Origin of the sequence: Deinococcus grandis, from assembly GCF_001485435.1 — a bacterium.
GTDB classification, from domain to species: Bacteria; Deinococcota; Deinococci; order Deinococcales; family Deinococcaceae; genus Deinococcus; species Deinococcus grandis.
Genome location: NZ_BCMS01000001.1, coordinates 2,315,576 through 2,328,011, shown reverse-complemented (window position 1 = coordinate 2,328,011; position 12,436 = coordinate 2,315,576). Strand labels below are relative to the sequence as shown.

Genomic DNA, 12,436 nt, shown 5'->3' with positions numbered 1-12,436 from the left:
GCAGATGGCTGATGGCATTCAGCTCAGGCCGCCTCATGCGCTTTCCTCGGTGCGGGCGAGTTCGTCGGCTTCCTGGAAGGCGGCGCGGAGGTCGTCGGGGAGGTCGCCGCGTTTCTCGCGGTGGTAGCGTTCGTAGAGTTCCATGAGGCTCAGGCCCTCCCGTTTCAGTTCCGGCAGCGCGAGGTCTTCCTGCACGGCGTCGAGGTCCACCGCGAGGGTGTTCGGCGCGAGGTTCAGCACGCGGTCCTTCAGGCCCGGCAGGGCGGTCCCGGCGGGGGCGCGTACGACGACCTTCAGCAGTCCGTCGAAGCCCTGAAGTTGCGTGAGGCGGCTCTCGACGTGTTCGAGGTCCACGCGCAGGGTGCGGAGTTCGCGGCCGCTGGCGAGCGGCAGGGCGTGGACGCGGGCGGGACGTCCGGCCTCCACCTCGATCAGGTTCACCTGTTTCTTCTCGCCCGCCTCGCCGAAGTCGAGCTGGATGACGCTGCCGGGGTAGTACGCGGGGGGCGCGTCGGACACCTGCTGCGGCTTGTGCACGTGTCCGAGCGCGACGTACTGCGCGCCGGGCGGGAGTTGCAGCCCGGAGAGGGTGTAGCTGTTCGTCAGGTCGAACTGCATGGTGCGCTCCGAGCCGCTGGGCACGGCGCCGTCCATGGTCGCGTGGGCCATGAGCATGTTCACGCTGCTGCCCGTGAAGCCCTCGCCGAGGCGGCGCAGGAAGAAGCCCATGCCCTCGCGGTACTTCTGCCGCCACGCGCCCGTATCCCCGCCCAGCAGGTCGGCGGCCTTCACGAGTCGCCGTTCGGACAGGTACGGCAGCGCGCCCACGACGAGGCGTTCGCCGCCGCGCGTCTCGATGGTGCGGATCATGTCGGCCGGGTTCGCGGTGGGTTGCGCGACGACCTGCACGCCCACCCAGCCCAGCAGCCCGGTCACGGACGCGAGGCGGGCGGCGCTGTCGTGGTTCCCGGCGATCACGACGCTGGGAATGCCCTGGTCGCGCAGGCGCAGGAAGAAGTCGAACACGGCGTGCTCGGCCTCCGCGCTGGGGTTGGCGGTGTCGAAGAGGTCGCCGGACACGAGCACCACGTCGGCCCGTTCGGTGCGGGCCAGCGCGGCGATCTCGGTCAGGGCGTCGTGTACCTCTGGCGTGCGGTCGAAGCCGCGCAGGGAACGTCCCGCGTGAAAATCAGCGGTGTGAAGTACGCGCATAACGGAAAAAATAGCACGGTGGGCCCGGGCGTCCCGGAAGGGTGGCCGCCCGCAGCTGTGCAGGGGAGAGGTGGAGGCTCTCGTGGGTGAATATGCATGACTGCATATGCATCTGGGTTGCCGTATGAAAAGCCGGCTTACCGGAATGATGGCGAATGCTGCGTGCGGACTGTCTCTCGCGGTCTCATCTGCAAATAAAAAGAATACCCACTTATAAGCATTCAAAGGGTCATTTATCATATTGAAAACGGCAATTCAATGCAAAGATGAACCCATGTACAGCAGTGACCTCGACCTCATCACGAAAAGCCGCCTGACGGCCACCGGGGACGTGGCCCTCGCCCAGCGCGCCGCCCGCCGCCTGCCCCGCTGGCTGCGCCGCCTCACCCGCCGCTGAACCCACAGTCCCCCGCTCCTCCACGCACCCCCGGGTTCGCGGAGGAGTTTCCGGTTCATTCTGGTGGGCATGACCGGCCCAGAGCGCCCTGGGCACCGCGCTGGCCGGGATCGCCACCAGTGTCCTCGCCGCGCATCAGGTGCCCCAGCGGCGTCAGCAGTGCCGGGTCGAGCAGCAGCCGCGCCTGCTCGGGCGTGCTGGCCGTCAGGGACTGGGGAAGGTCACTCACGTGCCGCAGTCTGCCACCGCAGGCGGGACCGCGGCGGCCGGATTCCGTCACAGGCGGAGTGCCCGCCCCGCGCTATGCTGAGTGGCGATGTCTGCTGCCGTTCCAACCGAGGCGTTCCGCGTGACCGGCGGCGTGAATAAAGTGCGGTTCCGCGCCGATTCGGGCTTCACGGTCATGACCGCCCGCATCCGCAACGCCGAGGGTGAGGACCCCGACGCGACCGTGATCGGCGTGATGCCGCCCCTGGAGGCCGGGGACACCTTCAGCGCCGACGTGCTCATGGAGGAGCACCGCGAGTACGGGTATCAGTACCGCGTGCTGAACCTCGTGCTGGAGGCCCAGCCCGCCGACCTGTCCGAGGCGGGCATCGCCGCGTACCTCGAAGCGCGGGTGGGCGGCGTGGGCAAGGTCCTGGCCGGGCGCATCGCGGGGACGTTCGGCGCGGCGACCTTCGACATCCTGGAGAGCGACCCGGACCGGCTGCTGCAGGTGCCGGGCGTGACGGCCAGCACGCTGCACAAGATGACGTCCAGCTGGTCGCAGCAGGGCCTGGAACGCCGCCTGCTGGCCGGGTTGCAGGGCCTGGGCCTGAGCATCACGCAGGCGCAGCGGGCCGTGAAGCACTTCGGCGAGGCCGCGCTGGAACGCCTGACCGCCGACCTGTTCACCCTGACCGAGGTCGAGGGCATCGGCTTCCTGACCGCGGACAAGCTGTGGCAGGCGCAGGGCGGCGCGCTGGACGACCCGCGCCGACTGACCGCCGCCGCCGTGTACGCGCTGCAGCAGGCGGCGCAGCAGGGCGGGCACTCCTACCTGCCGCGCGCCCGCGCGGAGAAGGGCGTGGTGCACTACACCCGCGTGACGCCCGCCCAGGCCCGGCTGGCAGTCGAGACGGCGGTGGAACTGGGTCGCCTGAGTGACGACACGCCCCCGCTGCTGGACACCGAGGACGCGCTGCACGACCCCAGCCGCATCTACCTGCCGCCTACCCTGCGCGCCGAGAAGAAACTCGCCAGCCTGATCCGCACGCTGATCGCCACGCCCCCCGCCGGGGACGAGTGGATCGTCCCGAAGGGCGCGGCGAAGGGCCTGTCCGCCGAGCAGGCCGGCGTGCTGGACCTGCTTGGGGAGCACCGGCTGGTCGTCCTGACCGGCGGGCCCGGCACCGGCAAGAGCACCACCACCCGCGCCGTCGCGGACCTCGCCGAGCAGCTGGGGCTGGAGGTCGGCCTGTGCGCCCCGACCGGCAAGGCTGCGCGCCGCCTGGGCGAGGTGACGGGCCGCGCGGCGAGCACCATTCACCGCCTGCTGGGCTACGGCCCGGCGGGTTTCCGGCACAACCACCTCGAACCCGCCCCGTACGACCTGCTGATCGTGGACGAGGTCAGCATGTGCGGCGACGGCCTGATGCTGTCGCTGCTCGCGGCGGTCGCGCCGGGCGCGCGGGTGCTGCTGGTCGGCGACACGGACCAGCTGCCGCCGGTGGACGCCGGGCTGCCCCTGCACGCCCTGACGCAGACGGCGCCCACCGTGCGCCTGACGCAGGTGTACCGGCAGGCGGCCGAGAACCCCATCATCCGCGCCGCGCACGGGCTGCTGCACGGGCAGGCCCCCGCGTGGGGCGACCCCCGATTGAACCTCACGGAGACCGAGCCCGACGTCGGCGCCCGGCGCGTGGCGCTGCTCGTGCGGGACATGGGCGGCCCCACGCAGGTGCAGGTCCTGACCCCCATGCGCAAGGGCCCGCTGGGCGTGGAGATGCTCAACCACCACCTCCAGAGCCTCTTCAACCCCGGCGAGGGCGGCGTGCGCATCGGGGACTCGCACGCGCGGCCCGGCGACATCGTCGTGCAGACGAAGAACGACTACACCAACGAGGTCTTCAACGGTACGGTCGGCACCGTCCTGAAGGCCGACGGATCGCGCCTGACCGTGGATTTCGACGGGAACATCGTGGAGCTGGCCGGGGCGGAACTGTTCAACCTGCAGCTCGGGTACGCGCTGACCGTGCACCGCGCGCAGGGCAGCGAGTGGCGCACCGTGCTGGGCGTCCTCCACGAGGCGCACATGCCGATGCTGAGCCGCAACCTCGTGTACACCGCCCTGACCCGCGCCCGCGACCGCTTCTACGCCGTGGGCTCCGCCACCGCGTGGCAGCGCGCCGCCGGGCGCCAGCGCGAGGAACGCTGCACGGCGCTGCTCGAACGCATCCGGGGCCGCTGAGCACCGGGGCCGCCCGGAAGTCCGGTGGGGGAGGGGGTCCAGGCTGGTGCGCCGCGGCGCCGCGTGCCGGATTTCCGGTCGTCACGCGGCACGCTGCCGGGCCGTGCCGGACGCCATGAGTGAACAGCGGGTCAACAAGTATGACATTCCGGCCCGGCGCGGCCAAGACCCGACCCACCCAGCCGGACGCCCCGGGCTGGGGGTGAGATTTTTCGCAGACGGATCTTCATACTGATCTCATGCGGTCATCCGAACGAACGCAGGGCGCCACCCTGATCGTCTCCCTGCTGCTGGTCATGCTGCTCCTCGCGGTGATCATGAGCGTCACCGCGCAGGTCACCCTCTCGACCCGGCGCTCCAGCAGCGACCAGGAAAGCGTGCTGCGCGCCCAGCTGGCCGCCGAATCCGGCACCGCCCTCATCCAGGCGCGCGCGCGCGTCATGAGCACCCTGCTGAGCGCCGCGCAGTTCAGCCCCGCCGACACGCCCCTCGTCCTGAGTGACCTGGCCGCCATCTGCGGCCTGAGCAGCATGCCCCCCGTGGCCGTCGGCAGTGACGTCTGCGACCTGAGCGCCCTGAGCGGCGGCCTGAACGAGGCCGGTGACGCCCGCGTCCGCCTGCTCGTGCGGGCCGTCGGCCCCGCCGCCTTCGCCGCCGCCGGACTCGACGGCAGCACCGATGCCAAACGCGCCGCGTACTGGCGCGAGATGTTCAGCGGTGCCGCCGGCACCAGCCTGAACGGCGCCCCCAGCGGCGCCACGTACGCCGCCACGTACGGCCTGCGCCCCACCCGCCTGACCCGCAGCGGCGTCAGCGAGTACCGCCTGTTCTTCAGCATGCCCGACGCGCAGATCACCGGCGCGGCCGGCACCACCACCCGGCAGGTCCGCCTGCGCGCCGAGCAGCCCGGCCTGAACCTCGTCATCCAGCGGCCGTCGCTGGCGCCGAACGCCCTGTTCACCAACCACCACTTCTCCTCCCCCGAGGCCGAAGCGGCCGGCAACCGCATCACCTTCACCAGCCGCACCATGTTCAGCGGCCCGGTGCACACCAACGGCCAGTTCCGCTTCATCGGCAAACCCTGGTTCGGCGGGGCCGTCACGAGCGCCGGCTGCCCCGCCGGGCAGATCCAGACGACCGCCACCGGCGACATCTGCGCTGTCGCCACCCAGCCCGGCGCACACTTCGACACGACCTTCACCGCCAGTTCCGCCATGACCCCCAGCCCCGACGCGCCCACCTACTGCTACGGGGGCAACCCCGACTGCGCCGGCAACCCCGACGTGGCCCCCAGCTTCCCGCAGGGCGTCACGTGGAACGCGCCGTTCATGCAGCTGCCCGTCAACGGCAACGACCAGACGGCCGCCGCGCTGACCGGCGGCGTGCTGATCCCCGGGAACGTCACGAACCTCCAGCTGTACCGCGCGGCCGTCACCGGGCAGGACAGCCAGCGCATCACGTACACCACCGAGGCCGGCGTCACCGTGAACCTCGCCGTGGGCGCCAACCGGAAACTGCGCATTCAGGACGGTGACGGCAACTGGGTGCCCGCCGTGCGCGCCGCCGACGGCAGCATCGCCCCCGGCAGCCCCGCCTCGGACTTCAACGGCGTGGTGTACGTCAGCGGCGCCGTGGCCAACCTGAACGCCGGGCCCGACCCGACCGTCCCCGCCGTCGCGCCCTTCAGCGGCCTGACCCTGGCCGCCACCGGCAACATCAACATCACCAGCGACCTGACCTACGCCGACCCCCCCTGCAGCGGGCAGCACACCCGCAACGCCGACGGGAGCGTCACCCCCGCCACCTGCGCGAACCTGAACGCCACCAACATCCTGGGCATCTACTCCAGCACCGGCAACGTGAACCTGATCAGCCCGCAGGTGGACCCGACCTCCCGGCTGGGCAACGACCCGAAGATCCACGCGGTCATGATGGCCGGCACCGGCGCCGTGCAGGTGAGCGGCTACGGCACCGGCACCCCCATGGGCAACGTGAACCTGATCGGCGGGATCATCGAGAACTACTACGGCGCATTCGGCACGACCAGCGGCAACGTCCAGCAGACCGGGTACGGCCGCAACTTCGTGTTCGACCCGCGCACCCTGGCGGGCGTGGAACCCCCGTTCTTCCCGACGTCGCGCACGTGGACCATGGCGCTCGTCACGACACCCACCGGCACCACCCAGCCCGCCCACCCCATCGACCTGCGCGGCGACACCGTCTCGGAGGCCCCGTGACCCCCCCGCGCACCCAGGGCTTCACGCTGCTGGAACTGCTGCTGGTGATCGCCATCCTGGGGATCATCGCGGGCATCTTCGGGTGGTCCCTGCTCGGCAACCTGCGCGCCACGCAACTGCGCGACGCCGCCACCCAGCTCGGCGCGGACCTGCGCGCCGCCCGCAGCGCCACCCTGAAAAGCGGGCAGAGCACCACCGTCACCACCACCCTGAACGCCAGCACGTACACCGTCACGCGCGGCGCCGACACCCGCACCCTCAACCTGCCCGGCGGCGTGCAGGTCAGCGCCCAGACGGCCGCCGCCGTGCAGTACCGCGCCCCCAGCGGCGTCACCGACGGCACCGGCACCATCTGGACGCTGCGCCACCCGGCCAGCGGGCGACTCATGCAGGTCAGGATCATCGGCCTGACCGGAAAGGTCATCCTGAATGCGAACTGAACCCCCCACCGCCGGACTGACCATCGTCGAGGTGCTCGTCGGCGTCTTCCTGCTGAGCGTCATCGCCGTCGTCGTCCTGAGCCCCCTGACCAGCTTCTTCGGCCTGACCCGCAAGAGCAGCCAGCAGGTCAGCGCCACCCAGCAGGCCCAGCAGGTCGTCGAGGCGATCCGCGGCGACTGGCTCAACGTGGGCAACTACGACCAGCGCTGCGCCACCGAGCCGCTCCCCGCGGGCACCACCGTCACCCTGCACAACCTCGACCTCAGCGGCGCCGAGGCCGCGGCCGTCACGCTGAACCCCACCTGCACCGGCCACCCGCCCGACCCCAGCCCCGCGCGGCGCATCAGCGTGCAGGTCAGCGTGAACGGCACCGCCAGCACCCTGAACGTGGACGTGGCCCGCCCATGACGGACGCCCACCACACCCCGGTGACCGCGCAGGGCTTCACCCTGATCGAACTGCTGATAGGCATCAGCCTGGCCCTGCTGGTCCTGTTCGCCGCGAGCAGCCTGCTGATCAGCAGCAGCCGCAGCGCCAGCGACCTGCAGATCCGCAACGACCTGCTGCTCGAACAGCAGGTCGCCGCGAACTACCTGCTCGCGGGCGCCCGCGAGGCCGCGTACGTGTACCCGAACGGCACGGCCATCAACCTGCCCGCGCACTACTCCACCACCCGCCCGGGCGGCGGCAGCTGGACGGTCGGCGGCAGCGTCCCCATCCTGGCGTTCATCCAGGCGCCCGAACGGCCCGTGGCAGGCTGCGCCCTGACCACCGCCGACACCCGCCGCGCCTGCTACACCTTCCGCGCGTACTACCCCGTCCGCCGGGGCGACTGGACGGCCGCCGCGCCCCCCGAAGCGAACCCCGGCGCCGACCCCGGCAACGACGACCGCTGGGTCCTGGCCGAATTCACGCAGGTCCTGAACGCCGTCACGCCCCCCACCGTCACGGGCGCGCAGAACCTCGCGGCGGGCGGACTGAACGGCGCGGCCACCCTGCTGCTCGACTACGTGCAGCCGGCCGTGCCGGGCCTGCCCGCGCTGCTGGACGCGGTCACGCCGGTCCCGCAGGCGCCCGGCACGGTGCGCGTCACCATGAACCTCAGCCTGAACCGCGCCGTCCGGGGCCGCGACACCACCCTGCCCGCCCGGCCAGACGCGACGCCCGCCACCTGGGTGCAGCGCGTGACCGTCGCGCCCCGCAACGTGGGCACCCTGGCGCCCTGACCGGGCCAGGACGTGCTAGCATGAAATCCCGGAGGCCGAGCGCCCCGGTTTTTCTTTTTGGCCCCGTCTCACCTGGGGTGGCCCCCCGGGCTGGGGGTCAGGCGCTCGCGGTCAGACATGAAATACATCTTCGTTACAGGCGGCGTCGTCAGCAGCCTCGGTAAAGGCGTGGCCAGCGCGTCCCTCGGGGCACTCCTGCGCGCGCGCGGGTACAAGGTCACGGCCGTCAAGATCGACCCGTACATCAACATCGACGCGGGCACCATGCGCCCCTACGAGCACGGCGAGTGCTTCGTCACTGCCTCAGGCGCCGAGACCGACCTCGACATCGGCAACTACGAACGCTTCCTGGACCTGGACATCCCGGCGGGCAGCAACATCACGACCGGGCAGGTGTACCAGGAGGTCATCCGCAAGGAACGCGCCGGGGACTACCTCTCGCAGACCGTGCAGGTCATCCCGCACGTCACGGACGAGATCAAACGCCGCGTGCGCGCCGCCGGGGAACGCGCCGGGGCGGAGATCGTCCTGATCGAGGTGGGCGGCACCGTGGGCGACATCGAGAGCCTCCCGTTCCTCGAGGCGATCCGGCAGTTCAAGTTCGACGAGGGCGACGAGAACGTCCTGTACCTGCACCTCACGCTCGTGCCGTACCTGGGCACCAGCAACGAGTTCAAGACCAAACCCACCCAGCACTCGGTCGCGGAACTGCGCAGCGTGGGCATCAGCCCCGACATCGTCATGGTGCGCAGCAAGGAGAAACTCCCGCCCGAGATCACCCGCAAGATCGCCGCGTTCACCAGCGTCCGCGAGAACCGCGTCTTCTCCAGCTTCGACGTCTCCCACGTGTACGAGGTGCCCCTCGCGCTGGAGGAACAGGGCCTCGGCAAGACCGTCGAGGACATCCTGGGCCTCGAGCGCATCCACCCGAACCTCGGCGTGTGGCAGAACGCCGTCAAGACCATCAAGCAGCCCGCGCGTGAGGTCACGATCGCCATCGCCGGGAAGTACACCGCGATGCCCGACGCGTACCTGAGCCTCATGGAGTCCCTCACGCACGCCGGGATCGCCAACGACGCCAAGGTGAACATCCAGTGGGTGAACGCCGAGGACCTCGCCGATCCCAGCGTCACCGACGCGGACGTGAGGGCCCGCCTGGACGGCGCCGACGGCATCCTCGTGCCCGGCGGCTTCGGCATCCGCGGCATCGAGGGCAAGATCCGCGCCGCGCAGTACGCCCGCGAGAGCGGCACCCCCTACCTCGGCATCTGCCTGGGCATGCAGATCGCCGTGATCGAATACGCCCGCCACAAGGCCGGGCTGGACGGCGCCAACAGCGCCGAGTTCGACGAGTACGCCCCGCACAAGGTCATCGACCTGATGCCCGAACAGCTGGAAGTCGCCGGGATGGGCGGCACCATGCGCCTCGGCGACTGGCCCATGGACCTCCAGGCGGGCACGAAGATCGCCGAACTGTACGGCGTCCCGCAGGGCGGCACCGTCCGCGAACGCCACCGCCACCGCTTCGAGGTGAACCCCGCCTACACCCAGCAGCTCAAGGACGCCGGACTCGTCATCAGCGGCGTCACCCCCGGCGTCGAGGGACGCGGCGCGGGCCTCGTGGAAACCATCGAGATTCCCGGCCACCCGTACTTCGTGGCCCTCCAGGCCCACCCGGAATTCAAGAGCCGCCCCATGCGCCCCAGCCCCCCCTTCGCCGGACTGATCAAGGCCGCGCTGGACGCCCAGCAGGCGTAATCTCGCGCAGGGAAGAGGGGGCGGACTCGCGGGGCGCGGGCGCCCCCTCTTCTGGGCTGTGGGGTGTAGGGAGTGGGTTGTGGGAAGTGGGGAGTGGGCTGGCTTGACGTGGGCATCCGGGTCGCGCAGACGCTGTTGACCATCAACCATCAACCATCAACCATCAACCATCAACCATCAGCCACCCAGTCCCAGCTGGCGCAGCGCCCTGTCCAGCTGCGCTTCGAGGTGGGGGAGGTCGCGGTCGTTGTCGATGACGACGGTGGCGCGCGCGCGTTTCTGGTCGGCTGGCAGCTGGCGGGCGTCGCGGGCCAGGACCTCGGCCTCGGTCAGGCCGCTGCGGGCCATCACGCGCCCCACGCGCAGGGGCAGGGGGGCGTCCACGACGATCACGGCGTCCATCTGGGCGTCCAGGCCCCCCTCGAACAGCAGCGGGACGTCCTGCACGACGACCCGGCTGCCCGCCTGCGCCTCCAGCGCCGCCATGCGCTCGCGGACACGGGGGTGCACGATGGCGTTCAGGGCCGCCAGTGCCTCCGGCTGGCCGAACACCCGCGCCGAGAGGGCCGCGCGGTCCAGGCGGCCCCCCACGACCACCCCCGGGAAGCGGGCCTCGATCAGGGTCAGGGTTTCCGGGTCCTGCGTGACCAGCCGCGCCTGCTCGTCGGCGTCCAGCACGGTCAGGCCGCGCGCGCGCAGCAGCTGCGCGACGGTACTCTTGCCCGCTCCGATGGACCCGGTCAGGCCGATGCGCTGCGTGGTGGTCATGCCCGGCACTGTAGCAGCGCCGCGCCCCGCCTCTGATGGGCGGACGTGGCAGCGCGCGCGGCCCGGCGGGCCGTCAGACGCCCGTCAAGTGGCGCGGCGACACTGCCCTCATGAACCGCCCGGCCGGTCATTTTCCTGCCTCTCACGGGCACTTCACCCCGCCCGGAGCGGTTCTCACGTATCATGCCCGCATGCCCAATCCCGGCAGTGAGCGGATCGCGCGTCCCCAGACGGCCGCGCCGACCCCCACGGAGGTTTCCGAGTGAATCGACGCACCATGACCGGCGGACTGCTGAGCCTCATGCTGCTGCTGGCGCCCGCCAGCGCGCAGACGGCCCCCGCCACGCCCGCCACCCCCAGCGCCGCCCCGGCCGCGCGCCCGATCCCCGCCGCGAACTACGTCGCGGTCGGCGGGTACTACTACGAGCAGGGCAAGTACGATCAGGCGTACGTCGCGTACCGCGCCGCCGCCGAACTCGAACCCAGCAACCCGGCCGCGCTGCTCGGCCTGGGGCGCGCACAGGTGAAACTGCGCCTGTACAGCGCCGGGATCACCACGCTGCAGAAACTCGTGACGCTCGACCCGCGGAACTTCGACGCGCAGATCGCGCTGTCACAGGCGTTCGTGCAGCAGTACATCGGCGCGGGCGACCGCACGCTGGTCGCCGCGAACCTCGGCGCCGCCCTGAAGGTCCTGCAGGACGCCGAGGGCGTCGCGCAGGCCGCCACGCAGAGCGGGGACCTGCTGCTCAGCCGCGTCTGGAACGAACGCGGGTACGTGTACAAACTCCAGGGCGACGCCGCGCGGGCCATCGACGCGTTCAAGCGGGCCATCGCCCTGAACGGCGAGAACGCCATCCTGCTGTACAACCTGGGTGACATGTACTACGCCACCGGGAATGTCCCGCTGGCCCTGGACAACCTGCAGCAGGCCGTGATCCTCGACCCGCGCGATCCGTTCAACCGCGCGTACTACGCCAAGCTGCTGGCCCTGAGCGGCAACGTCGCCGCCGCCAAACCCGAGGCCGCGCAGGCCGCGCGGCTGGCCCCGAAGAACGCCTACGCCGTCGGGCAGTACGGCGTCGTGAGTTACCTCGCGCGGGACGCCGTCACGGCCCGCGCGCAGCTGACGCAGGCCGTGGCCCTCGACCCGCTGCGCTACCCGGAGTTCTACTACTACCTGGGTCGCCTGTCGCTGGACGCCGGGGACCTGAAGGTCGCGCGTGAACAGTTCACCCGCGCGAGCGCCCTGGGCAGCCAGAACGCCGAGTACGCGTACTACCTGGGGCTCAGTTACGAGCGCGGGGCGGGCGCCGTCGCGCCGGACCGCCTGAAGGCCCGCGAGAACTACGAACGCGCCCTGAAACTCACCCCCGGGTACAAGGACGCGCAGGACGCACTGAACCGCGTGCGCTGATACGGACTCCGGTTGAAAGGTTTGCAAAATCTTTCAACCCGAGCGGAGCGAGTAGGAGAGAAACGGGTTCTGGACGTGGAGTTGGCAGATCGGTGGTGTTCCGATCTGTCAACGAAACAAACGGAACCCGTATGAGTCCACGCCCCCCTGCCGCAGGCCCCCTGGTTCCGACCGGGGGGCCTGCGCCGTGTGGTGCCCGGAACGCTGCCGCGCCACGGCGCGCGGGTGATCTTCATGTTGGGCGCGTGCGGTGACGGCCGCTGTCACAACAACCTCACAATCGTAAAAAATCCACATTCAACCCGGTGATCGTCCGGCATCCAGCCTGGCGGCAGGCGCGCGAATGACGTGCAGCACGCACATGCTGCGCCAGGACCCCCGGCCCCGCGGTGGCGGCCAGCCCCCAGGGTGGGGGCGCCCGGACCGTCAGTCTTCATTTTCTCCGTCGTGAGTGGCCCGAGAGGGCCCCCCGGCTACCTTGAGGCCACTTCGGACCGCGCCCACCTCTCCCGCCGGTCAAAGGACCTC

Annotated in this window: 11 protein-coding genes; 8 read left to right on the top strand and 3 right to left on the bottom strand. The window is 70.8% G+C overall.

The window, feature by feature from the left end:
* Window positions 1-33: 33 nt before the first annotated feature.
* Window positions 34-1,212, bottom strand: a complete 1,179-nt coding sequence (locus DEIGR_RS11340; protein ID WP_058977341.1) for an exonuclease SbcCD subunit D — start codon at window positions 1,210-1,212, stop codon at window positions 34-36.
* A 274-nt stretch (window positions 1,213-1,486) separates the two neighbouring features.
* Between DEIGR_RS11340 and DEIGR_RS21495 the strand changes: the two genes are divergently transcribed.
* Window positions 1,487-1,609, top strand: a complete 123-nt coding sequence (locus tag DEIGR_RS21495; protein WP_256435016.1) for a hypothetical protein — start codon at window positions 1,487-1,489, stop codon at window positions 1,607-1,609.
* A 55-nt stretch (window positions 1,610-1,664) separates the two neighbouring features.
* Here DEIGR_RS21495 and DEIGR_RS20865 read toward each other — a convergent pair whose 3' ends face one another.
* On the bottom strand, window positions 1,665-1,838 hold the full coding sequence (locus DEIGR_RS20865; RefSeq protein ID WP_160329931.1) for a hypothetical protein: 174 nt from the start codon (window positions 1,836-1,838) through the stop codon (window positions 1,665-1,667).
* A gap of 87 nt (window positions 1,839-1,925) precedes the next feature.
* On the opposite strand from DEIGR_RS20865, the gene recD2 reads away from it, so the two are divergent.
* The 6 genes from recD2 to DEIGR_RS11310 all read left to right on the top strand — a co-directional run bounded on the left by recD2 (window position 1,926) and on the right by DEIGR_RS11310 (window position 9,723).
* The gene (recD2, locus tag DEIGR_RS11335) at window positions 1,926-4,061 is read left to right on the top strand and encodes an SF1B family DNA helicase RecD2 (protein WP_058977339.1); all 2,136 of its coding nucleotides are present in this window, start codon (window positions 1,926-1,928) and stop codon (window positions 4,059-4,061) included.
* A 239-nt stretch (window positions 4,062-4,300) separates the two neighbouring features.
* Window positions 4,301-6,298: a DUF4900 domain-containing protein gene (locus DEIGR_RS11330; protein WP_058977337.1), complete on the top strand. Its 1,998-nt coding sequence runs from the start codon at window positions 4,301-4,303 to the stop codon at window positions 6,296-6,298.
* Complete coding sequence (locus DEIGR_RS11325) at window positions 6,295-6,738, top strand: GspH/FimT family pseudopilin (RefSeq protein WP_058977335.1); 444 nt, start codon at window positions 6,295-6,297, stop codon at window positions 6,736-6,738. Before DEIGR_RS11330 ends, DEIGR_RS11325 begins: the two co-directional genes overlap by 4 nt.
* Window positions 6,728-7,147 carry a type IV pilus modification PilV family protein gene (locus tag DEIGR_RS11320; RefSeq protein WP_058977333.1) on the top strand — a complete coding sequence of 140 codons (420 nt, stop codon included), beginning with the start codon at window positions 6,728-6,730 and terminating at the stop codon, window positions 7,145-7,147. The genes DEIGR_RS11325 and DEIGR_RS11320 overlap by 11 nt, the downstream gene beginning before the upstream one ends.
* On the top strand, window positions 7,144-7,965 hold the full coding sequence (locus DEIGR_RS11315) for a prepilin-type N-terminal cleavage/methylation domain-containing protein (protein ID WP_058977331.1): 822 nt from the start codon (window positions 7,144-7,146) through the stop codon (window positions 7,963-7,965). Before DEIGR_RS11320 ends, DEIGR_RS11315 begins: the two co-directional genes overlap by 4 nt.
* 117 nt (window positions 7,966-8,082) lie before the next feature.
* The gene (locus DEIGR_RS11310) at window positions 8,083-9,723 is read left to right on the top strand and encodes a CTP synthase (protein ID WP_058977329.1); all 1,641 of its coding nucleotides are present in this window, start codon (window positions 8,083-8,085) and stop codon (window positions 9,721-9,723) included.
* A 177-nt stretch (window positions 9,724-9,900) separates the two neighbouring features.
* Here the strand turns inward: DEIGR_RS11310 and coaE are convergent, their stop codons facing one another.
* A complete protein-coding gene (gene coaE / locus DEIGR_RS11305) occupies window positions 9,901-10,491 on the bottom strand; it encodes a dephospho-CoA kinase (protein WP_058977326.1) in 591 nt (196 codons plus the stop codon).
* Between the two features lie 262 nt (window positions 10,492-10,753).
* Between coaE and DEIGR_RS11300 the strand changes: the two genes are divergently transcribed.
* The gene (locus tag DEIGR_RS11300; RefSeq protein ID WP_058977324.1) at window positions 10,754-11,908 is read left to right on the top strand and encodes a tetratricopeptide repeat protein; all 1,155 of its coding nucleotides are present in this window, start codon (window positions 10,754-10,756) and stop codon (window positions 11,906-11,908) included.
* The last annotated feature ends 528 nt before the right edge of the window (window positions 11,909-12,436 follow it).